Consider the following 22,023-nt stretch of genomic DNA (forward strand, 5'->3'; position numbering starts at 1 on the left):
GCCCCCTGCCCCGCCCTCGGGCACCCCGGAAAGCCAGGCGCCCGCCAGCGAGACCCCGTCACCGGCTGCGGCAGAGGCGGAACCCGGCTTCCTGGACATGGCCAAAGGGTTCTTTTCGCAGATGTGGCGCCCGACCGTCGCCACCCCTGCCCCCGGTACGGAACCCAAGCCGCTGGACCTGGTGACCTGCACCAAGCACCCGCCGATGCCGCCGCAGTTTCTAGCCGAAGGCTCGGAAAAGGTCAGCATCAACGGCCAGCCGGCCGTGCGCAGCGGCGACCGCAGCACCTGCGACGCCAAGGTGGTCGCGGCGGGCATGGTGTCGTCCAACGTGAGCATCGGCGGCGGCTCGGTGGTGGTGCGCGAGATCCGCAGCGGCAAGACCCCGGGAATCGGCCTGGCGATTACCGTGCTGATGATGCTCAAGGGCGGCAAGGGCAACTTCAAGGCCAACCTGCCCTGCATGTTGCTGGCGGGGGTCAATTCGTTTGTGGTCAGCCAGGCCATGGGAGCCCTGACCAATGCCGTGGTGGGCTCGCCAAACCCGGTGCATGCGGCGACCGGGGCCAAGGTCCTGGGTGGCGCCGCGGACCTGGACTTCGTCTTGCCGGGCCTGCTGCCCATCGACTGGCAGCGCTTCTACAACAGCCTCGACCAACGCCGCGACGGGCTGTTCGGTAGTGGCTGGAGTGTGCCTTACGAAATCAGCGTGCTGATCGAAACCCACCCCGAGGGCGGCGAGCGCCTGGTGTATATCGATGAACAGGGCCGGCGCATCGACATGGGCTCGATTGCCCTGGGCGCTGCCGCCTTCAGCCCCGGCGAAGGGCTGAGTGTCCGGCGCAACGGCAACGGGCAGTTGCTGATCGAGAGCAACAACGGCTTGTACCGTCTTTTCGAGCCCGACCCCGGGCAAGGCTCGCGGCTGCGCCTGAGCCAGTTCGGCGACCGCAACGACAACCGCATTTACCTGGACTACGACCCGGCCGGGCAATTGATCCGCCTGCGCGACACCTTCGATCTGGTTCAGGTCGAACTGATCTACAGCGCGCAATGGCCGCGCCGGGTGCAACAGATAGAGCGCCTGTACCCGGACCAGCAGCGGGAAATCCTCGCCCGTTACGCCTACGACGCCCATGGTGATCTGGCTCAGGTAGAGGACGCCAGCCAGCAGGTGCAGCGGCGCTTTGCCTACGAGGGCGGGCGCATGGTGGAGCACCAGCTGCCCAGCGGGCTGCGCTGCTTCTATCAGTGGGCGCAGATCGACGACGTCGAATGGCGCGTGGTGCGGCACTGGACCGATAGCGGCGAAGAGTACCGCTTTGACTATGACTTGCAGGCGGGCATCACCCGGATCGAGGACGGCCTGCAACGCCAGAGCACCCGGCACTGGGACAAGCAGCATCAAATCACCGACTACACCGACAACCTCGGGCAGACCTGGCAGTTCCAGTGGAATGACCAACGCCAGCTACTGGGCGCAACGGACCCTCAGGGCGGGCAGTTCCAGCTCAGCTACGACGAAGCCGGCAACCTCAGCGAGACCCTCGATCCCCTCGGTAGGCGCGAGTCGACCCTTTGGCTGGAGCATTGGTCGCTGCCGCGGATCGAAACCGACGCCGCCGGCAACAGCTGGACCTACGACTACGATCCGCGCGGCAATTGCCTCTGTGAAACCGACCCGCTGGGCTACGCCACCCGCTATCGCCATGACCGCCATGGGCGGATGGTGGAGATCACCGATGCCAGCGGAAAAACCAAGCATCTGCAGTGGAACGAACTGGGGCAGTTGCTGCGGTTCACCGATTGCTCCGGCTACCCGACCCACTTCAGCTATGAACCCCGCGGCTACCTGCAGGCCGTCACCGATGCCCTGGGCGAACAGACGGTCTACCAGCACGACGCCCGTGGGCGCTTGCTGCGCAACCAGCTCGCGGACGGCCGTGTCGAGCAGTTCCTGCGTGACCACAGCGGCCAGCTGACCGGTTACATCGATCCGGCCGGGCACGCCACCCACTATCAGTACGATCGACAGGGCCAGCTTCAGGTACGCATCGATGCCCATGGGCGCCGGGTGCAGTTCAGTTACGACGCCTACGGCCGCCTGCAGGCACTGAGCAACGAAAACGCTGAAAGCTACCGATTTGCCTGGGATGCCGGGGATCGCCTGACCCGGCAACAAGACCTCAATGGCAGCGTGCAGCAGTACCACTATGACGTGCTGGATAACGTGGTAGGCGTGGAGTATCTGGCAGCCCTCGCGGGCAACGTGGAGCAACCGAAGATCGTCCATCGCCTGGAACGCGATGCGGTGGGCCGGATTCTCGCCAAGGTCACCAGCGACGGGTTGACCGAGTATCAGCATGATCCCTTGGATCAACTGACGCAGGTGGTCTTTACCGATCAGAACCAGCAGTCGCAAACCCTGAGCTTCGCCTACGACGCCCTCGGCCAGCTGCTGGAAGAACAGAGCGCGGCCGGTTGCTTGCAGCATCACTACGACGAGCTGGGCAACCTGTGCCAGAGCCAGTTGCCGGATCAACGCTGGATCAACCGCCTGTACTACGGCAGCGGCCACCTGCACCAGATCAATGTGGACGGCCAGGTGATCAGCGACTTCGAGCGAGATCGCCTGCACCGCGAGGTGCTGCGGACCCAGGGCCAGCTCACGACCCTCAGCGAATATGACCGCGCCGGGCGCCTGCGCTCGCGCCTGCAACGTCCGACCCAACAGCCCGCGGCGCTGCCGGCGCCAGTGCGCAAGCACTTTGAATACGATCCTGCCGACAATCTCATCGGCCGGCTCGAACAGCGCCCACGCGGCGGGCACCACCAGCTGTATCACTACGATGCGAGCGAACGCATCATCGCCAGCCAGGACAATGTCCTGGGCCAGACCGAAACCTTTGCCTACGACGCTGCCGCCAACCTGCTGGATGGCCAATCGGCCGCGTCCGGATCGGTCCTGCATAACCAGCAGCGCGTGTTCCAGGACAAGCATTACCGTTATGACGGCTTTGGCCGGCTGATCGAGAAACGCAGCGCCGGCCACCTGATCCAGCACATGCACTATGACGCTGAACACCGCCTGATAGAGGTGCGCAATCAGGCCGGCCAGCGGCAAACAACGGTAAGCATGAGCTACGACCCCCTGGGTCGCCGCATCCAGAAAACCGAACATGACGCCCAGGGTTATCTACTGGGCGAAACCCGCTTCGCCTGGGATGGCCTGCGCTTGCTGCAAGAGCAGCGCAACAGCACCACCAGCCTCTATCTGTATGTCGACGAGGGCTTCGAAGTGCTGGCCCGGGTCGATGGTACGGGCGCCCTGCAGAAGGTCCGGCACTATCACAACGATCTCAATGGCCTGCCGCAACAGCTCACGGAAGCAGATGGGCACAGCGTCTGGCAGGCCCGTTACCGGGTGTGGGGGAACATTGCCGAGGAACAGCGCGAGCCCTCTTACCTCGAGGAACAGAACCTGCGTTTTCAAGGTCAGTACCATGACCGCGAAACAGGGCTGTACTACAACACGTTCCGCTTCTACGACCCGGATATCGGCCGCTACATCAGCCCCGACCCCATCGGCCTCGAAGGCGGCCTGAACCTCTACACCTACGGCCCCAACCCGCTGACGTATTTTGATCCGCTCGGCTGGACAGGCACCTACATCTTCACCAACGGCAAGATCTCCTACATCGGCAAGGGCCCGGTGACCCGCATGAACAACTCGATGCTCGCCCGCATCAAAGGCAAGGGCAATGCTACACAGTTTGCCCATTTGGACTTCGGCGACAGCAAGATGGGCTTCATGGTGGAACATCGCCTGATGCAGAAGTACAACGCGCGCAACTCGGCGAAGTTCGCCAACAGCCCGAATCTCAACTCGCCAGGCAAAAAGTATTACGAAGCTGCGGATGCCAAGACCCAGCGCAAAGTGAACAGGCTGGCCACGAAGTTGGACAACCAGTTCAAGAAATCCGGATCATGTGGGGGGAAGTAATGAAGAATTTCAGCTACAACGAAGACATAGACGCACTGGAAATACCGGCCCAACAGTTCGCCGCCGGTATCGAATACGCCAGCAAGAAGGGCTACGCCAACCTCCGGGTCATGGGCTCTGCCAAAGCGGCCAAGAGTACGCCGCTCGACTTGAGTGCGCTGAATAGGCACAACAGCGTGCAATCACTGGATCTGTCGGATGACATCGACCTGAAGCAGGTCGATTTGAGCCCGCTGTACGCGTTGCCGCAGCTGAAGTTGCTGTCGCTCCCCTACCTCAAGGACCGTATCGACTTCTCGCGACTGCCCAGCCTGGAGACGCTCTACATTACCGGCGCAGACGAAGCGCTGGAGCCCCTGGAACTGCCCCGACTCAAGCATCTGTTGCTGGTGGCGGTGAAGAATCAGGATTGCGGGTTTCTCTCGAAGCTCAGCGCACTGCAGGAACTGAGAATCAGCGGCGGCAACATCGAGCGACTGACCGGCATCGAGACGCTGGACGAGCTGGTATCGATTCAGATCCAGCACAGCCCGAAGATGCTCGATATCAGCGCCACCAACGCGCTCAAGAGCCTGAAGACCCTGCACGTCGAAAAATGCAGCCAGTTACGGGACTACGGATTCCTGTCGGAAAACCAGACCCTTGAGGAAGTGTTCATTTCCGAGCTCGACTCAGTGTCGTTCGCCCCGGCAATGGAGCGCCTGAGCTCACTGCAATTCTGGGACCTGAAAGACGGCGAGATGAGCCCGCTGCTGACCTCCAAGAGCCTGAAAGAGGTCTACTTCCATCCGAAGAAAAAGCACTACAGCCATAGCCTCAAGGAGATCAATGCCGCGTTCGGCAAGTGAGCAGAGGCCTGCACATCGGGCTCAACGACGGTCGGGGCGGATCGTCGTACCGCCGTTTCATGATTGAAGGACCCATCAAGAAATGAAAGCAGGCACCCATCAATTGCGCAGCCACTTCGAAAAGGCGCTCCAACTTTTCTTGAAGAGCGAGCTCGCAGGTTATCCCGGAGTAAAAGTCACCCGGAACAAAGTGCTGATTGCACATAAAGAATCGGGCGCCGTGGCGAGCCTGCATTTCCAGTACCTGGCCAACACCCGCGCCTACGAAATCATCATCTTCGTCGAACACCCGGCACTGCTGGCCGAGATCGAGCGGATAAGCCCGCCCTATCCGTCCAACCTGGCCAATCCAAAATTGGTCTACAGCTTGTCGACGGTCAGCGAAAAAGCCGCCTGCCCACTGCTGCCCGTGACAGAGCAAGGCATTGAAAATACCTGCCAGGTGATTCTGCGCCAGCTCCAGGATGTTCACCTGCCTGTCCTGTTCAACCTCTTCAACGTCAGCCCCGCACTGGTGAGCGATGTCATCGAGAGGCCAAAGTATTACGCCTATCCGGTCCCGCTGATTTTTATCGCCTTGAAAACCAACGCCATCAAACCGGACGAAGAAACCCTGGCGAAGATCCTGAACGAACAGACCCTGGGCTACACCAATCACCAGGAACTGAAGGAGTCGTTCAACAAGCAACTCCTGGCAGCACTGACCTGAGCACTTGCTGGAATGCCGGGTCAGATCGCCGTGCCGCGATTGCTGCCCGGCTTGATGATCAGCAACCGATCCAGCTCGCGCTTTCTGCCGCGGGTGACGAATTCCAGCGCGGCCTGCAGGTCCTGTTCGAACCGCTCGAAGGTCGCGCGATCGATGGCGTAGAACTCCTCGTAGTCGACCACGCCGAGGCTGACCGGGAAGGAGACGTAGTACTGGCCGCTGAGTTCTTCGATGCCCATCGAGAACATTTCCTCGCGGCTGACAAACAGATCGTTGAATTTCATCTCGGTCCTCTATGCAGCCACCACTCGCAAATGGCGGCTTGCTGGCTCGAACGATCAGACCTCGACCAGGTGATAACGCCCGGGCTCTCGCCAGGAAACCCGGGTGAACTTGCCGCTGAGCAGGTTCATGTCGCGCAGGTATTCAAAAACCTCGGCCGGGCACCATTCCTTGCCATCGGCAAAGGCCACGCCGAGCGTGCGCAAGGCATCGAAGAGCTGCGCCTTGCGCCCGTCGTCCGCTACGTCCTGGGCATAAACCCCCGGTTCGATCGTTGCGCTAAACCCCAGAGCCACCAAGGCCGCATCCAGAGAAGCGGCAATGACCCGAATACGTACTGTGTCGGCATCCGCCTTTTCCACATAGGCCTGCAATTCTTGCTCAGTCACTTACAAACACCTCAGTTAAGGTTCTGACCCCATCAATATCTTTGGTCGGGATCGACTCGACCACCATTTCCGGTGCTCCTCCCGGCAGGTGCTTACCCGGTCCGAGGAAGTACTGGTTGCCCTCCATCGGGCTTCTCGGCATACGCTCGATGACGTTATCGACCTGACGGATCTTGAAGCCGTCCTTCAACGAGCCTTCTTCCAGACCAAAAGCCCGTTCGAGCTTCGCCGCCTTCTCGGTGCTGATGGTGACTTTCGAACGCCCGGAAAAGTCGCCGATGATATCCGCGACACCCTTCTTGTCGGAAACATATGTGCCATTGCGGCCGATGGTCGGGTATTTGTCCCACGCGACCGGGCTGACGTTGAAGCCCCGATTGTCCTTGAGCATCTGCGCCTGGCGTCGCTGCGCCATCAGCGTGCGTTGTGTCGCGCTCATCGGCGTGCGCGCCAGCTTCGGGCCCATGCCCAGCAAGGCCATGCCGGCCACGCCCTGAAGCAGGTCACGATAACCCGGGCCCAAACGGTCGCCCAGGTCCCCCAGCAGCGACATCCCCCCATACATCGCGCCACCGACCGCCACGGCGCCGAAAAACGCCGCCGCCCCGGCACAAGCCGCCAGTACCAGGGCTGCGCCGGCCGCCAGCAAACCCAGCGCCTCAAGCCCGGTGTGCATCCAGCCTTCAATATCCAGGACGAACGCCACCTGCACGGTGGGCCCACCAATGAAGGTGTTTTCACTGCCGGTCTTGATGTGTGCACCGCAGACCATCTTGCTTTGCAGGCGTGCTGCCGGCTTGCCGTTGATGGTGACCTTGGCGCTGCCCTCGGCGATCAACACCGGGAACGGCCAGGGCGGATGGTTCAGTGGCAGGCCGCTGCACGAGGACGAGTGGTCCTGGCCCGCGCGCATGGCGTTGCGCAGGTTGATGCGGACATTGAAGCTGCCCTCCACCAGCACCCCCGTGCTGGGTTCGGGCAGGTTGAAGATCGTGCTCAGGCCCTTGGCGATCTGGAACATCGACAAACCGCCGGCCGCGACCGAGCCGGCGATGATGGCGATCGCCACCCCACCGGTGGCCACGGTCGCCGCCACCACCGCGGCGCCGATCAGGGCACCGGCCACCGCCCCGGCCAGCATCGCCGCCACGCCAAAGCCATGGGCGATCTCATCGCCCAGGCGGGCTGCTGCCAACATATCCATGGTGCGCTACTCAGCCTGGGTTCAGACCACCGAAGGCTGGGGCTTGAGGCTCTGCATGGCCTGCTTCCAGGCCGGCTCGTGGTGCACCAGGTCATTGGCCGTGGTGGTCAGGGTGGTGATCAGCACCGCCGGTTTACGCTCGACGAACACCTGGCGCAGCATCAGCTCGCGGCCTTCGCGCTTCCAGCTGTAGTCCAGCAGCACCGCGGCGTGGCCATGCATGTCGAAGTCCCAACGCTTGAGCAGGTTGAAACCCGGCAGTTGCTGCTCGGCGCTGGTCAGTTGCCTGGCCACATAGTCGGCAAAGTCGGCGTCGCCCTGGCTCGGGTCGCGGCTGATGACGAAGCTGGCTTCCTGAGCACCGCCCACGGCCGGCAGCTTGAAGATGTTGATGCTCTGATCCTGCCAGGTATCGGGGATGTCGAGGTCGGCTTCTTGAATGCGGTAAGAGGACAAGAGGTTCGCGTTCCATGCAAAAAGGGGGAGTCGGACAGCGGCAAATCTTCAGGCAATGACTGGCAACAATCAAGGAGCCTGTCGGCAACCTTGAGTCAGGAAGCCTCGCCGCCGGGGGTGCTGCTGCCGCGTTCAGAGGCGCCAGGCCTTGCGCTCCAGGCCAGGGGTCAGCGAGCCTTGAGGCAGGCCGCATACTCCCGGGCAAAGCGCGGGTCAAACTTCAACGCCTGCGGCTCCTCGGGATCGATGGTGACATTCCACAACGCCTGCTGCGGTACGTCGTAGCGGACCCAGCCGATGATGCCGCTGCCGGAGGTTTCATAGAACAGTTGCAGGCTCAGCTGATCGCCATCATCCCGGTCGATCAGCAGCTTGAGGTGCTCCGGGGTGGTGAAGTCGCGGTAGGGAAAATTGCTGCTGCGCACCATTTCGGTGAGGTAGCCGTAGCAGCCCTTGCCCGGGTTCAATTCATCCGCCAAGGCGGGCATGGCCGCGCTGGCGATCAGCAGGCCCAGGCCCGCCAGGTTCAAGTACCGCATGATTGCCCCTTGAGGGTGAGGATTTCGACCTGATCGTTCATCTCGATCTGCGCCAGCACCTGGCGGTCGTGAGACTCCTGGTACTCGCTGAAATTGTTGCGCTTGAGGATGTTCAGGGTGACTCGGATGTGCGCGCCAGCATTCTGGTACTCGCTGCGCTCGGGGCCCTGGGCGACGCCGGTGAGCTCCACCAGTTGCCCGCCGGTCTTGAGGTAGAGAAAGCGCTCATCCACCTCCACCATCAACCGCGGAGCCTTGGGTGCCACGCTGTAGTCCTCGCGGGCCAGGGAGTAGCCACAGAGCCAGGCACCGGAGCTGCCGTACTGCTGGCTGTGGAACCAGCTGAGGGCCTCGCGATAACCGATCTGGCTCAACCGCGAATTGCCTGCGGCCGAGGCCGATGACAGGCCAAGAGCAAGGATGCAGCCCACTGTCATGGAGGCTGCGCCTGGGCTCCCCAGGCAACGAAGCACGGCTGCCAATACTGGGGATCTGTCTGTGGGGCGGGTCATCCTTGGCCTTAGGTCGCGAGTCAAACAATCGCGCATCCTAGCCACGCCACCCCGGGTGCGCAAGCTGATCCGCCAGCAAACGCCGGGCAAAAAAATAGGCACTCGATGCGCTCGGCGTGCCTATCTTTTCCTGCGCGCTCCCGGTGACGGGAACTCGCTCAATGCTTATGGGTTGACGCTGTCTTTCAGCGACTTGCCCGGTTTGAATGCCACGGTGTTGCTGGCCTTGATCTTCACCGGCTCACCGGTTTGCGGGTTCTTGCCGGTACGCGCACCACGGTGGCGCTGCAGGAAGGTACCAAAACCAACCAGGGTGACACTGTCTTTACGGTGCAGAGCCCCGGTGATTTCCTCAAGGATGGCATTGAGCACGCGACTGGCCTGTTCTTTGGTCAGGTCTGCTTTTTCAGCAATGGCTGCGGCGAGTTCTGGTTTACGCATAGTGTGAAGCCTCTTTGACGGTTTTTTGTTGTTATGTCCGTGCTGTTCACGGGAACAGCGCCCAAGGCGCCGCAGGCTCTACACTGCGGCAGACGGGTGTGAGGATGGCACGCGCTTGAGAGTGGCGCCAGTCTCCCCACGACCTTTGTGAGGGCTGAAACCGGGTTAATCCGACAGAACGACCCGTATTTAAGCCAGCAGGGCCGGGAGTTCCTTGTTCAGGGCCAGTTTTTCCATCACCGCCGCCCCGGTCAGGGCGTAGCCCAGCAGCTGGCCATTGGCATTTCGGCACAGGGCCTTGATGTCGGCCCCCTGCCCTTCAGCGGTCCAGACGCCTTCGCTACCCCGTGGCGGCGGCGACACCACCAACGGGCAGACCGGGGTCTTGACGGTAATCGGCATAGGGCCGTAGCTGACCGCCGTCGGCTTGCCGGCCAGGGTTTGCGCCAGAGCCCGGGCGCAGTTCATCAGCGGCATCACGTACAGCAGGTTGAGGCCATCGACTTCGGCGCAATCCCCCAGGGCATAGATATTGGCGTGGGAGGTTTTCAGCTCGCGGTCCACCACCACCCCACGGTTGACCACCAGCCCGGCGGCGGCGGCCAGGTCGATGCGCGGACGCAGGCCAATGGCCGAGACCACCAGATCGCAGGCGATCACCTGACCATCGGACAAATGGGCTTCAAGGCCGTCGGCGCTGCGTTGCAGGCGGTTGAGCACCGGCCCCAGGTGGAATCGTGCCCCAAGGCTTTCCAGGCCAGCCTGGATCGCCGCAGCTGCAGCAGGATGCAACAGCGTCGGCATCACCTGCTCGCACGGGGCGACCAGATCCACTTCATAGCCGCCAAGGATCAGGTCGTTGGCGAATTCGCAGCCAATCAGGCCGGCCCCCAGCAACAGCACCCGGCGCTTGCCGGCCGCCGCGGCACGAAAGTGGGCGTAGTCTTCCAGGTCGTTGATCGGGAAGATCAACTCAGAGGCATCGCCCTGCACCGGCACCCGTACGGTTTCCGCGCCCCAGGCCAGGATCAGGTCGCGATAGGCCACCGCCTCTTCGCCGATCCACAGGCGCTTGTGGCCGGGATCGATGCCACTGATGCGCGTATGGGTGCGCACCTCGGCCTTGAGCTGCTCGGCCATGGCACCGGGCTCGGCCATGCTCAGGCCGTCGGCGTCCTTGTTCTTGCCAAACCCCGTGGAGAGCATCGGCTTGGAGTAGGAACGGCCATCATCGGCGGTGATCAGCAACAGCGGCGTTTCGCCGTCGAGCTTGCGAAATTCCCGGGCCAGGTTGTAACCCGCCAAGCCTGTTCCCACGATCACTACCGGTGCGCTCATTCCCTGCTCCTTGTTATTGGTTGTTCAATCCACAAAAATCGATCAAGCGATTTCGATCATCTCGAAATCCATCTTGCCCACGCCGCAGTCCGGGCAGAGCCAATCTGCGGGCACGTCTTCCCAGCGGGTACCCGGCAAAATACCGTCGTCCGGCCAGCCTTCCGCTTCGTTGTAAATCAGGCCGCAGACCACACATTGCCACTTTTTCATTGATGCATTTCCTCAGGAATTCAGGCGTTGCCGGTGGACCGGTCGATGAATCGACTCTAAAGGCCACGCTGATCCGCGTCCGGCACTGGGGGTTTTTACTGATCACTACCGGCAGATGCAAGCACGTTCGTGCCGCCAGGCGTCCTGGGTCAATCAAATCCGCCGGCTGCCATGCTAAGCTCGCCGCCTCATTTGCTGCCAATACTGACCCTCCGTGCCGCACTCAATGTCCCCCGCGCCGGCCCCGACCTGGCTGGTGCAAAGCCATCTGTCCCCGATCCCCGGTGCAGTTGTCGCCAACTGGCTGTTCGATCAAGGGTCGCTGACCCGACGCCTGACCCGACTCTCCCACAACGGTTTCAGCGTCACGCCGCTGGTGGAGGAATGGCAAACCCTGCGCAACGATGAATGCGCCGCCCTGGACCTGCCCGAACACAGCCAGGGCTGGGTTCGCGAGGTGTATCTGCGGGGCCACGGCGAAGCCTGGGTGTTTGCCCGCAGCGTTGCTGCACGCAGCGCCTTGCAGGAGGGCGGGTTGAATATCGACGAACTGGGCAGCCGTTCCCTCGGTGAACTGTTGTTCTGCGACGAGGCCTTTACCCGCCGGCCCATCGAGGTCTGCCGCTATCCTCAGGCCTGGCTGCCCGCTGCGGTGGCAACCGAGGGACTCTGGGGCCGCCGCTCGCGCTTCGATCGCGGGCCCCTGAGCCTGCTGGTGGCCGAGGTTTTCCTGCCCAGCCTGTGGCGCGCTATCGAAGCCCAACCGGAGGCCTGCTGATGTACTTGAGCCTGCTCAAATCCCTCAATCGCCTGCATCCACGGGCTTGGGACTTCCTGCAACTGACCCGCATGGACAAGCCCATCGGCATCTACCTGCTGCTGTGGCCGACCCTGGTCGCCCTGTGGATTGCCGCCCAGGGCAAGCCGTCCCTGAGCCACGTGCTGATCTTCACCTTCGGCGTGATCCTGACCCGGGCCGGTGGCTGCGCCATCAACGACTTTGCCGACCGCAAGGTCGACGGTCAGGTCAAGCGTACCGACCAGCGGCCCCTGGCCACCGGCAAGGTCAGCGCCAAGGAAGCCCTGGCGCTGTTCGCGATCCTCATGGGCACAGCCTTCCTGCTGGTGCTGTGCACCAACGCCACCACGGTCTGGCTGTCGTTCGGCGCCCTGGCGCTGGCGGCCTGCTACCCCTTCATGAAGCGCTACACCTATTACCCCCAGGTGGTGCTGGGAGCGGCCTATTCCTGGGGCATCCTGATGACCTTCACCGCGCAGAACGGTGAACTGCCGGCCAGCGCGTGGCTGCTGTACATCGCCAACCTGCTGTGGACCGTGGGCTACGACACCTACTACGCCATGACCGACCGCGACGACGACCTGAGGATCGGGGTCAAATCCACCGCAATCCTGTTCGGCGATGCCGACCGGGCGATCATTCTCATCCTCCAGGGCCTGTCACTGGGCTGCCTGCTGCTGGCGGGCGCGCGCTTCGAGCTGGGGACCTGGTTTCACCTGGGGCTGGCAGTGGCAGCGGGATGTTTCGCCTGGGAATACTGGTACACCCGGGATCGCGACCGGATGAAATGCTTCAAGGCCTTCCTGCACAACCACTGGGCGGGCATGGCGATCTTTATCGGCGTGGTGATGGATTACGCGTTGCGCTGAAATCCCCACAAAGTCGCAGCCGCGACCCGAGTAGCGGCTGCGGGGCTCGATGCCTATTCGGACTTGGCGACCTTCCAGGCGCCGTCCATCTTGCCTTCGCCGGTCATGTCCCCGGCCTTCTTGTCCATCACGAAGCTGTACAGCGGCTTGCCTTCATAGGCCCACTGCATCTTGCCGTCGTCACGCTTGAGCACCGTCCACTTGCCCATGGCCTTGTCGCTGCCTTCAGCCATCAGCGGCGGCCAGTTGCTGGCACATTTGTCGTTGCACATGGACTTGCCATCAGCGTCCTTGGCAAAGGTGTAGAGGGTCATGCCCTTGTGATCCACCAGCACGCCGTCCTTGCTCATCGCCGGGTCGGCGGCCAGAGCGAATGTCGGCAAGGCCAGAACAGCGCCCACCAGCAGGACTTTCAATGATTGCTTGAACAGAGTCATGGAAACCTTCTTTTGTGGTTGTCAGGAATCGGACTCAAAGCTTAGTCGACGAAGATGCGCCTCGCCCCGCGAGCTGAAATACTGTCACACGACTGCAATAATTCCGTTATCTAATGCGGCGCAAGACAGTTAAATGACAAGAGGTTCAAGCATGGTTGGCAGAAGCATTCTGATCGTTGACGACGAAGCGCCTATTCGCGAAATGATCGCCGTTGCGTTGGAAATGGCCGGCTATGACTGCATGGAGGCAGAGAACTCGCAGCAAGCCCATGCCATCATCGTCGACCGCAAGCCGGACCTGATCCTGCTGGACTGGATGCTCCCGGGCACCTCCGGCATCGAGCTGGCACGACGCCTCAAGCGCGACGAGCTGACCGGGGACATCCCGATCATCATGCTCACCGCCAAGGGCGAAGAGGACAACAAGATCCAGGGCCTGGAAGTCGGCGCCGACGACTACATCACCAAGCCGTTCTCCCCTCGTGAACTGGTGGCCCGCCTCAAGGCCGTGCTGCGCCGCGCCGGCCCCACCGATGGCGAAGCGCCGATCGAAGTCGGCGGCCTGCTGCTGGACCCCATCAGCCACCGGGTGACCATCGACGGCAAGCCGGCGGAAATGGGCCCGACCGAATACCGTCTGCTGCAGTTCTTCATGACCCACCAGGAACGCGCCTACACTCGCGGCCAACTGCTGGACCAGGTCTGGGGCGGCAATGTGTATGTCGAGGAGCGCACCGTGGACGTGCACATCCGCCGGCTGCGCAAAGCCCTGGGTGATGCCTACGAGAATCTGGTACAAACCGTGCGCGGCACCGGCTATCGTTTTTCGACAAAGGCATAAATGCAGCGGCAAGCCATAAGCTGACAAGCGGCAAGCTGGACCCCGTCGCTTCGAACTGAAGCTTGCAGCTCGGAGCTGCTCCACTCACCCGGACGTGTTTTAAGTGAATCAAAACTGGCATGGCACCCTGATTCGCCACATGTTGCTGTTGATCACCGGCTGCCTGCTGGTAGGCCTGATCAGCGGTTACTACGGCTGGAGCCTGGCCGCCGGCCTGGGCCTCTACCTGGCCTGGACCCTCAAACAGCTGCTGCGCCTGCACGAGTGGCTGCGCCTGCACCAACCCGACGAGGCACCACCCGATGGCTACGGCCTGTGGGGCGAAGTGTTCGACAGCATCTACCATCTGCAACGCCGTGATCAGCGAGTCCGCGGGCGCCTACAGGCGGTGATCGACCGAGTCCAGGAGTCCACAGCGGCCCTGAAAGACGCGGTGATCATGCTCGACAGCGACGGCAACCTGGAGTGGTGGAACCGCGCCGCCGAAACCCTGCTGGGCCTCAAGACGCCCCAGGACAGCGGCCAACCGGTGACCAATCTGGTGCGCCATCCGCGCTTCAAGGAATACTTCGAACAAGACAACTATGCCGAACCGCTGGAGATTCCTTCCCCGGCCAACGACCGTATGCGCATCCAGCTGTACATCACCCGCTACGGCAACAACGAGCACCTGATGCTGGTGCGGGACGTGACCCGCATCCACCAGCTGGAGCAGATGCGCAAGGACTTCATCGCCAACGTTTCCCACGAACTGCGCACGCCGTTGACGGTGATCTGCGGCTACCTGGAAACCCTGCTGGACAACGTCGAGGAAGTGAATCCGCGCTGGAGCCGTGCCCTGCAGCAAATGCAGCAGCAAGGCGGACGCATGCAGACCCTGCTCAACGACCTGCTGCTGCTGGCCAAGCTGGAGGCCACCGACTACCCGTCGGACAACCAGCCCGTCCCCATCGAGGCGCTGCTGCAATCGATCAAGAGCGATGCCCAGGCGTTGTCCGGGGAGCGCAACCAGCGCATTACCCTGGAAGCCGATGCCTCGGTACAGCTCAAGGGCAGCGAGGCGGAGCTGCGCAGTGCCTTCTCCAACTTGGTGTTCAACGCGGTGAAATACACCCCGGCCGAAGGCAACATCCGTGTCCGCTGGTGGGGTGACGAGCACGGCGCACACCTGAGCGTGCAGGATTCGGGGATCGGCATCGACAGCAAACACTTGCCGCGCCTCACCGAGCGTTTCTACCGGGTGGACTCCAGCCGCAACTCCAACACCGGCGGCACCGGCCTGGGCCTGGCCATCGTCAAACACGTGCTGCTGCGCCACCGGGCGCGCCTGGAGATCAGCAGCGTATTGGGCCACGGCAGCACTTTTACCTGCCATTTCGTCCCGGCCCAGGTGAAGAAAAATCGCACCGAGAGCCTGACCGACCAGCGCTAACACTAGGCAATCGCCTTGTCAGCCGCTACATTGCGTCACTTGTGCCTGCCTTTCAGGCACTGCATTTCCTTCTTTTTCGAATACACGGAACCCGCAAAACTCCATCATGGATCCTTCCCCTGGTTTTACCCTCGCGTCTCTGTTCGCCGACTTCGGCATGATTCTTTTTGCTCTGATCCTGGTCCTGCTCAACGGATTTTTCGTTGCCGCAGAGTTCGCCATGGTCAAGCTGCGCTCGACTCGAGTCGAAGCCATTGCCCACAAAAACGGCTGGCGCGGACAAATCCTGCGCACCGTGCACAGCCAATTGGATGCCTACCTCTCGGCCTGCCAGCTGGGTATCACCCTGGCATCCCTGGGGCTGGGCTGGGTCGGTGAGCCGGCCTTCGCCCACCTGCTGGAACCGCTGCTGGGAGCGCTCGGCGTCAACTCCCCGGAAGTGATCCGCGGCGTGTCGTTCTTCACTGCGTTCTTCATCATTTCCTACCTGCACATCGTGGTTGGCGAGTTGGCTCCCAAATCCTGGGCGATCCGCAAACCCGAGTTGCTGTCGCTGTGGACCGCGGTGCCGCTGTACCTGTTCTACTGGATGATGTACCCGGCGATCTACCTGCTCAACGCCAGCGCCAACACCATCCTGCGCATCGCCGGCCAAGGCGAGCCTGGCCCGCACCACGAGCACCACTACAGCCGCGAAGAACTCAAGCTGATCCTGCACTCCAGCCGAGGCCAGGACCCCAGCGACCAGGGCATGCGTGTATTGGCCTCGGCCGTGGAAATGGGCGAACTGGAAGTGGTGGACTGGGCCAACTCCCGGGAAGACCTGATCAGCGTCGAATTCAACGCGCCGCTCAAGGAAATCCTCGCCCTGTTCCGTCGCCACAAATTCAGCCGCTACCCGGTCTACGACAGCGAACGAAACGAGTTCGTCGGCCTGCTGCACATCAAGGACCTGCTGCTGGAACTGGCAGCCCTGGACCATATCCCCGAGTCGTTCAACCTGGCCGAGCTGACCCGCCCGCTGGAGCGCGTCTCCCGGCACATGCCGCTGTCGCAGTTGCTGGAGCAATTCCGCAAGGGCGGCTCGCACTTCGCCCTGGTGGAAGAAGCCGACGGCAAGGTGATCGGCTACCTGACCATGGAAGACGTGCTGGAAGTGCTGGTGGGCGACATCCAGGACGAACACCGCAAGACCGAGCGCGGCATCCTCGCCTACCAGCCGGGCAAACTGCTGGTGCGCGGTGACACGCCACTGTTCAAGGTCGAACGCCTGCTGGGCATCGACCTGGACCATATCGAAGCCGAAACCCTCGCCGGCCTGGTGTACGAAACCCTGAAACGGGTGCCGGAAGAGGAAGAAGTGCTGGAAGTCGAAGGCCTGCGCATCATCATCAAGAAGATGAAGGGTCCGAAGATCATCCTGGCCAAAGTCCTGATGCTCGACTAATCGAGCCCTGCACTGCCAAACCGGCTCCTGCATCTGCCCCGGAGCCGGTTGCCAACACCCGCCCCCGAAACCTATTTTTTGCCCAGTGCGAAATTCGGCAGATCCCCCAGCGGCTGGTTGAACTGATAGGGAATCGACACCAGCCCCAGCCCGGTATTGCGTTGCACCACGAAGTGCAGGTGCGGCCCGCTGCTGTTGCCGGTATTGCCCGACAGCCCCAGCGGGCTGCCCACCGCTACCCGCTGCCCTTCCCGCACGCTCACTGAGCCTTGCTTGAGGTGCAGGTACACGCCCATGGTGCCGTCATCGTGCAGCACCCGAACGAAGTTGCCCGCAGGGTTGTTGCCGCGCCCGTTCTGGGCACTCTCGGTCTTCACCACCCTCCCACCCCGAGCAGCGATGATCGGCGTGCCTACGGGCATGGCAATGTCCAACGCATAACGACTCTTGGGGCTGAAATGGCTGTATTGGCCATTGGCACCCTGGGTCAGGCGAAACGGCCCGCCACGCCAGGGCAACGGGTAGCGATAGGCCTGGGTGGCGCCTGTCGGGTCCCCCAGGGAATAACGGAACCTGGGTGCATAGCTGAAGGGCTGGTCGGCCCGAGTCGCCGTGAGCAGCGCCAGGCGCTGCCTGCTGCGGGCCGGCAGCACCCGGCGGATCGGTTGCCCGGGAACACCGCTGACATTGTTCAAGCCGGCAAAACCCAACTCGATCTCCACCGGTGCGTACAGGTCATTGCGCACATATACCGTATCCACGCCCTTGTGCTTCTGGATATCCAGGAGCACCTGACGCTCCAGGTGCTCGACCATGCGCTCGCGGAACACGAACTCCTGCGCCCCAGGCGAAGGCCGGTCGCTGTAGGACACCACCCCATTGGCGTCGATGGACTTGTAGACCGTCATCGCCGCCAACGACGTAGCGACCAGCGACAGTCCACAAAAAAACAGCAGGCGCACACACATTCGGCAGCTTCTTGGTAGGTTGTGGAATCACGCTAACAGGCGGATATGGAGCTTGTGTGAATCAGGCCGGCGCCAGGGGCTCCGTGCCTGGGGTATCGAAGCTGATATCCACCCCCAGCCGGGCCGCCTCGGACAGGTTGACCAGCGCATCGAGGGAGAACTTGTTGATCTTGCCGCTGAGCACGTCATTGAGCCGCGGCTGGGTGATATTGAGGCGTTTGGCGGCCTCCTTCTGCGATACGCCCCAGGCTTGCACGGTCTTGCCCAGCGCCAGCATGAGCTTGGCCCGCAGGCGCATGTTGGCCGCTTCCTGGGGGGTGGCCTCGAGAGCATCCCAGACACTGGCGAACCGCTGAGTAACGGATGAGTCAGTCATGGCGTGAACCTATTTCCTGAAATCTGGCACGAGCCAGTTCGATATCCCGCGCTTCGGTCTTGCGGGTGGTCTTGCGTACCGCGTGCAGTACATAAATGGCTGCGGGTCGCCTGACCACATAAAACACCCGAAACGCCCCTGAATCCTCATTGACCCTGATTTCGAAAACGCCCGGGCCGATAGCCTTCATCGACCTGCAATCGAAGGGCGGCTCGCCCTGCTGCAGCAGATCCAGCTGAAAACCGGCGGCCCGGCGGGCATCTTCAGGGAAAGCCCTGAGATCCCTGAGCGCACTCCCGACAAACACCACATCCTTGTGCCTGTGCATCGAACTTCTCCTGTGACTGACCAGGAGCAAGGCTAATCAACCCCGCCATGGATGGTCGCATCGGGTTGTTTCAAGGCATGGCCGCAAGAGCAGAATGATGTGGAGCGCTATCCGCAATCTATATCCAAATAGATATAAATCAAGTTCGACAAAGTTAATCGGACATACGGTCTCAAATGCCTCGGTACAAGCCTCAACGCCTTGCTGCTGGCGGCCTTCAACCCAAGGCGAGGGTTATCCACCCGCAACGCCAAGGTCGTGGTGATGTAACCCGGTCGCTATCCAGCGGTGGAAAAAATCCTGGGACAGGAAAGTGTTTGCAGCAGATTGCTGGCGGCGCTGGCAAGGGGCTGCGCGGGCCGGATAGGAGGACACTACGACAGGCTCGAAGGCCGCCATGTACCGCCGAGAAAGCCCATAGGTTCGTAGCCCGGGATTGGGACGCAGTCGAGGGCAGCGCTGGCAGCGATGCCCTCCTGAGGGACGTTCGAGGGAGAACGCCTGAACGAATCGAAGGCCCTAGGCAGCGGCGTAGAGGCGAAACCACAAGCCGCTGCTATAGCGGCAATGATCCATGAACGAGCCGCCGGTCAGTCCGCCTTGGCTGGCAAGCCAGCACCTGGAAGATCAAGCGCCAGGAACGAAATGCTTCTGCGCCGTCCCGCGAGCAATCAACCGGGAGATGTAGTCGAGCTTCTGCGCATCCTGATCCACAAAACGGAATGTCAGTTGCAACCAGTCGCTATCCGGCTTCGGCTCAACAGCCACCACCGCATGCAGGTAGCCATTCAACCGCGCCACTTCGGCGTTGTCGCCCTGCTCCAGGTCCAGCACCGCGCTCTCCAGTACCTGCGGCAGGTTCTCGGTGCGCTTCACGACCAACAAGGCCTCCTTGATGCTCAAGGCCTTGATCACACATTGCTGGTTGCCACTGGACAGCCGCAGTTGCCCCTGGCCACGACCACCACCGGCCGACGCCGCAGGGGCTGGGGCCTTGACTGGCGGGCTATTGAGCAGGCCACGAGCCGGCGCTGCACTGGCTGCCGGAGCCGGCGCAGCGGCAGGCTTGGCAAACGGATTGACCGGAGCCGCAGCACCCACCACTGTCGGCTTGCCGCCGGTCAGCGCGCTCAGGGAGTCATTGCCGAACGCCGAGTTCATCTTGGTCGGCGCGCTGTTCATCAAGGTGTCGAGCTTGCCGACCTTGTTCAACGCCTGCTTGACCTTGGTCAGCAGCTGTTCGTTGGTGAAGGGCTTGCTGACATAACCGGAAACCCCGGCCTGGATCGCCTGCACCACGTTTTCCTTGTCGCCACGGCTGGTGACCATGACGAACGGCATGGTTTTCAGGGCCTCTTGCTCACGGCACCAGGTCAGCAGCTCAAGCCCGGACATTTCCGGCATTTCCCAGTCACACAGGACCAGATCGAAGGCTTCACGGGCAAGCATCGCCTGGGCCTTCTTACCGTTGATTGCGTCTTCGATCTTGATGCCAGGGAAGTAGTTGCGCAGGCACTTCTTCACCAAGTCACGAATGAACGAGGCGTCATCCACCACCAACACACTTACCTTACTCATCGACCACCCCTTTAAAAATCCCGGCAAGCATAACGCTGGCTGATGGCACTTTGCCAAAACTCTTCAGTCACGCCGGGACTTTTCGTTCACGGGTGCTGCCATTCAATTCGAAAGCCTCAAACAAAAGCGCCCGGCCAAAAGGGCCGGGCGCTCTTCTCAGGCAATCTTACTTATCGTCAGCTTCACCCGGAACATTAGCGCTTTCACCGCTGGTGCCTTCAACTTCCTGCTTCATGCGCTTGAGACCCAGATGGCGCACATCAGTACCGCGCACCAGATAAATCACCAACTCGGAAATATTGCGCGCGTGGTCACCGATCCGTTCGAGCGAGCGCAGTACCCAGATAATGCTCAGAACCCGCGAGATAGAGCGCGGGTCTTCCATCATGTAGGTGGCCAGCTCGCGCAGCGCGGTCTTGTACTCACGGTCGATGATCTTGTCGTACTGGGCCACCGACAGGGCCAGGTCGGCATCGAAGCGGGCAAAAGCGTCCAACGCGTCACGGACCATGTTGCGCACCTGGTCACCGATGTGCCGCACTTCAACGTAACCCCGCGGAGCTTCACCCTCCTCGCACAGCTGAATGGCCCGCCGGGCGATCTTGGTGGCTTCGTCACCGATGCGCTCCAGGTCGATCACCGACTTGGAGATGCTGATGATCAGGCGCAGGTCGGAAGCCGCCGGCTGACGACGAGCGAGAATGCGCAGGCACTCCTCGTCGATATTGCGTTCCATCTGGTTGATCTGTTCGTCGATCTCACGCACCTGCTGGGCCAGCCCGGAGTCGGCCTCGATCAGCGCGGTGACCGCGTCATTGACTTGCTTCTCCACCAGCCCGCCCATGGCCAGCAGGTGGCTGCGCACCTCTTCCAGCTCGGCATTGAACTGCTGGGAGATGTGATGGGTTAACCCTTCCTTCGAAATCATGGTTTGCTCCGCAAAAGCTGTGAGCCGCACGCTACAAGCTGCAAGCTATCTATGTCATTACCCTTAACCGCTCTCACTTGCCGCTTGATACTGGCGGCTTGCAGCTGCTTCCTAGCCATAGCGTCCGGTGATGTAGTCTTCGGTCTGCTTCTTCGCCGGGTTGGTGAACAACGTATCGGTATCGCCGAACTCCACCAGCTTGCCCATATACATAAACGCGGTGTAGTCGGAAACCCGTGCCGCCTGCTGCATGTTGTGGGTCACGATGACGATGGTGAACTTGGATTTGAGCTCGTAGATCAGCTCTTCGACTTTAAGTGTCGAGATCGGGTCCAGCGCCGAGCAGGGTTCGTCCAGCAGCAACACTTCCGGTTCCACGGCAATGGTCCGGGCAATCACCAGACGCTGCTGCTGACCACCGGACAGGCCCAGGGCCGACTCGTGCAAGCGGTCCTTGACCTCTTCCCACAGCGCCGCCCCCTTGAGCGCCCACTCCACGGCTTCATCGAGAACGCGCTTCTTGTTGATGCCCTGGATGCGCAAGCCGTAGACCACGTTTTCATAGATGGTCTTGGGGAACGGGTTGGGCTTCTGGAACACCATGCCGACGCGACGGCGCAGCTCGGCCACGTCCTCGCCCTTGCGGTAGATGTTGTTGCCGTAGAGGTTGATGGCGCCCTCGACACGGCAGCCATCCACCAGGTCGTTCATGCGGTTGAAGGTCCGTAACAGGGTCGACTTGCCGCAACCGGACGGGCCGATGAAGGCGGTCACGCGCTGCTTGGGGATGTTCATGCTGACGTCGAACAGCGCTTGTTTCTCGCCGTAGAACAAGCTCAGGCCGGGCACTTCGATGGCCACGGTTTCCTGTTCCAGGCTCAGGCTCTGCTTGTCGCGGCCCAGGGCGGACATGTTGATGCCGTGAGTGTGTGCTTCATGTTGCATGGGATGCTCCCTGTGCTACCAATTCGTTTGTCGTGAACCGCAGGCATCAGGCCGGCGGCGACATCATTGTGTTCCGTAGGAGCCGGCTTGCCGGCGAAGGGGCCTCTAGGCCTTGTGTCGCCCTTGTGGGCGCCTTCGCTGGCA

Annotated in this window: 24 protein-coding genes; 8 read left to right on the forward strand and 16 right to left on the reverse strand. The window is 61.8% G+C overall.

The window, feature by feature from the left end; genetic code table 11:
• From GV818_RS31975 to GV818_RS31985, 3 genes are all read left to right on the forward strand, one after another.
• Positions 1–4,003: RHS repeat-associated core domain-containing protein (locus tag GV818_RS31975; protein WP_161778551.1), on the forward strand; the 4,003-nt coding region annotated here is incomplete at its 5' end.
• Positions 3,988–4,851: a toxin gene (locus GV818_RS31980; RefSeq protein ID WP_161778552.1), complete on the forward strand. Its 864-nt coding sequence runs from the start codon at positions 3,988–3,990 to the stop codon at positions 4,849–4,851. The genes GV818_RS31975 and GV818_RS31980, both read left to right, overlap by 16 nt.
• A 220-nt stretch (positions 4,852–5,071) precedes the next feature.
• On the forward strand, positions 5,072–5,560 hold the full coding sequence (locus tag GV818_RS31985; RefSeq protein WP_256679581.1) for a hypothetical protein: 489 nt from the start codon (positions 5,072–5,074) through the stop codon (positions 5,558–5,560).
• A gap of 20 nt (positions 5,561–5,580) precedes the next feature.
• On the opposite strand, the gene GV818_RS31990 is transcribed toward GV818_RS31985, so the two are convergent.
• From GV818_RS31990 to GV818_RS32030, 9 genes are all read right to left on the reverse strand, one after another.
• Positions 5,581–5,844, reverse strand: coding sequence for a hypothetical protein (locus GV818_RS31990; protein WP_161752779.1), 264 nt, complete (start codon positions 5,842–5,844; stop codon positions 5,581–5,583).
• Between the two features lie 54 nt (positions 5,845–5,898).
• The gene (locus GV818_RS31995) at positions 5,899–6,231 is read right to left on the reverse strand and encodes a hypothetical protein (protein ID WP_161752777.1); all 333 of its coding nucleotides are present in this window, start codon (positions 6,229–6,231) and stop codon (positions 5,899–5,901) included.
• The gene (locus GV818_RS34835) at positions 6,224–7,435 is read right to left on the reverse strand and encodes a PAAR domain-containing protein (protein ID WP_161778554.1); all 1,212 of its coding nucleotides are present in this window, start codon (positions 7,433–7,435) and stop codon (positions 6,224–6,226) included. Before GV818_RS34835 ends, GV818_RS31995 begins: the two co-directional genes overlap by 8 nt.
• Positions 7,436–7,456: 21 nt before the next feature.
• Positions 7,457–7,891, reverse strand: coding sequence for a DcrB-related protein (locus GV818_RS32005; protein ID WP_161778555.1), 435 nt, complete (start codon positions 7,889–7,891; stop codon positions 7,457–7,459).
• A gap of 167 nt (positions 7,892–8,058) precedes the next feature.
• The gene (locus tag GV818_RS32010; protein WP_161778556.1) at positions 8,059–8,430 is read right to left on the reverse strand and encodes a hypothetical protein; all 372 of its coding nucleotides are present in this window, start codon (positions 8,428–8,430) and stop codon (positions 8,059–8,061) included.
• Entirely contained in the window at positions 8,418–8,867 is a 450-nt protein-coding gene (locus GV818_RS32015; protein ID WP_256679582.1) for a hypothetical protein, read from the reverse strand. Before GV818_RS32015 ends, GV818_RS32010 begins: the two co-directional genes overlap by 13 nt.
• Before the next feature lie 240 nt (positions 8,868–9,107).
• Positions 9,108–9,383, reverse strand: a complete 276-nt coding sequence (locus tag GV818_RS32020) for an HU family DNA-binding protein (protein WP_068577601.1) — start codon at positions 9,381–9,383, stop codon at positions 9,108–9,110.
• A gap of 189 nt (positions 9,384–9,572) precedes the next feature.
• Positions 9,573–10,721 (reverse strand): NAD(P)/FAD-dependent oxidoreductase, encoded by a 1,149-nt coding sequence (locus GV818_RS32025; RefSeq protein WP_161752767.1) that lies wholly within the window; start codon positions 10,719–10,721, stop codon positions 9,573–9,575.
• Between the two features lie 42 nt (positions 10,722–10,763).
• Positions 10,764–10,931 (reverse strand): rubredoxin, encoded by a 168-nt coding sequence (locus tag GV818_RS32030; protein ID WP_011064271.1) that lies wholly within the window; start codon positions 10,929–10,931, stop codon positions 10,764–10,766.
• Positions 10,932–11,145: 214 nt separating this feature from the next.
• Between GV818_RS32030 and GV818_RS32035 the strand changes: the two genes are divergently transcribed.
• Together GV818_RS32035 and ubiA are read left to right on the forward strand one after the other, a co-directional pair.
• The gene (locus GV818_RS32035; RefSeq protein ID WP_161752765.1) at positions 11,146–11,709 is read left to right on the forward strand and encodes a chorismate--pyruvate lyase family protein; all 564 of its coding nucleotides are present in this window, start codon (positions 11,146–11,148) and stop codon (positions 11,707–11,709) included.
• Entirely contained in the window at positions 11,709–12,599 is an 891-nt protein-coding gene (gene ubiA / locus GV818_RS32040; RefSeq protein ID WP_161752763.1) for a 4-hydroxybenzoate octaprenyltransferase, read from the forward strand. Before GV818_RS32035 ends, ubiA begins: the two co-directional genes overlap by 1 nt.
• Positions 12,600–12,652: 53 nt before the next feature.
• On the opposite strand, the gene GV818_RS32045 is transcribed toward ubiA, so the two are convergent.
• Positions 12,653–13,036, reverse strand: a complete 384-nt coding sequence (locus tag GV818_RS32045; RefSeq protein ID WP_161752755.1) for a COG4315 family predicted lipoprotein — start codon at positions 13,034–13,036, stop codon at positions 12,653–12,655.
• Positions 13,037–13,187: 151 nt separating this feature from the next.
• Between GV818_RS32045 and phoB the strand changes: the two genes are divergently transcribed.
• The 3 genes from phoB (at position 13,188) to GV818_RS32060 (ending at position 16,756) form a co-directional block, all read left to right on the forward strand.
• On the forward strand, positions 13,188–13,877 hold the full coding sequence (gene phoB, locus GV818_RS32050; protein ID WP_003177195.1) for a phosphate regulon transcriptional regulator PhoB: 690 nt from the start codon (positions 13,188–13,190) through the stop codon (positions 13,875–13,877).
• A gap of 139 nt (positions 13,878–14,016) precedes the next feature.
• On the forward strand, positions 14,017–15,309 hold the full coding sequence (phoR, locus tag GV818_RS32055) for a phosphate regulon sensor histidine kinase PhoR (protein WP_178125225.1): 1,293 nt from the start codon (positions 14,017–14,019) through the stop codon (positions 15,307–15,309).
• A 106-nt stretch (positions 15,310–15,415) separates the two neighbouring features.
• Positions 15,416–16,756 carry a hemolysin family protein gene (locus tag GV818_RS32060; RefSeq protein WP_161752751.1) on the forward strand — a complete coding sequence of 447 codons (1,341 nt, stop codon included), beginning with the start codon at positions 15,416–15,418 and terminating at the stop codon, positions 16,754–16,756.
• 71 nt (positions 16,757–16,827) lie between these two features.
• Here GV818_RS32060 and GV818_RS32065 read toward each other — a convergent pair whose 3' ends face one another.
• The 6 genes from GV818_RS32065 to pstB all read right to left on the reverse strand — a co-directional run bounded on the left by GV818_RS32065 (position 16,828) and on the right by pstB (position 21,879).
• Positions 16,828–17,724 carry a peptidoglycan DD-metalloendopeptidase family protein gene (locus GV818_RS32065; RefSeq protein WP_161752749.1) on the reverse strand — a complete coding sequence of 299 codons (897 nt, stop codon included), beginning with the start codon at positions 17,722–17,724 and terminating at the stop codon, positions 16,828–16,830.
• Between the two features lie 61 nt (positions 17,725–17,785).
• Positions 17,786–18,100 (reverse strand): helix-turn-helix domain-containing protein, encoded by a 315-nt coding sequence (locus GV818_RS32070; protein WP_161752747.1) that lies wholly within the window; start codon positions 18,098–18,100, stop codon positions 17,786–17,788.
• On the reverse strand, positions 18,093–18,428 hold the full coding sequence (locus GV818_RS32075) for a type II toxin-antitoxin system RelE/ParE family toxin (protein ID WP_161778558.1): 336 nt from the start codon (positions 18,426–18,428) through the stop codon (positions 18,093–18,095). Before GV818_RS32075 ends, GV818_RS32070 begins: the two co-directional genes overlap by 8 nt.
• Positions 18,429–19,055: 627 nt before the next feature.
• Positions 19,056–20,006, reverse strand: coding sequence for a response regulator (locus GV818_RS32080; protein WP_161752743.1), 951 nt, complete (start codon positions 20,004–20,006; stop codon positions 19,056–19,058).
• A 166-nt stretch (positions 20,007–20,172) separates the two neighbouring features.
• The gene (gene phoU, locus GV818_RS32085; protein ID WP_161752741.1) at positions 20,173–20,934 is read right to left on the reverse strand and encodes a phosphate signaling complex protein PhoU; all 762 of its coding nucleotides are present in this window, start codon (positions 20,932–20,934) and stop codon (positions 20,173–20,175) included.
• A 111-nt stretch (positions 20,935–21,045) separates the two neighbouring features.
• A complete protein-coding gene (gene pstB / locus GV818_RS32090; protein ID WP_161752739.1) occupies positions 21,046–21,879 on the reverse strand; it encodes a phosphate ABC transporter ATP-binding protein PstB in 834 nt (277 codons plus the stop codon).
• Between the last annotated feature and the right edge of the window lie 144 nt (positions 21,880–22,023).

Origin of the sequence: Pseudomonas sp. Fl4BN1 (assembly GCF_009908285.1) — a bacterium.
Lineage (GTDB): Bacteria > Pseudomonadota > Gammaproteobacteria > Pseudomonadales > Pseudomonadaceae > Aquipseudomonas.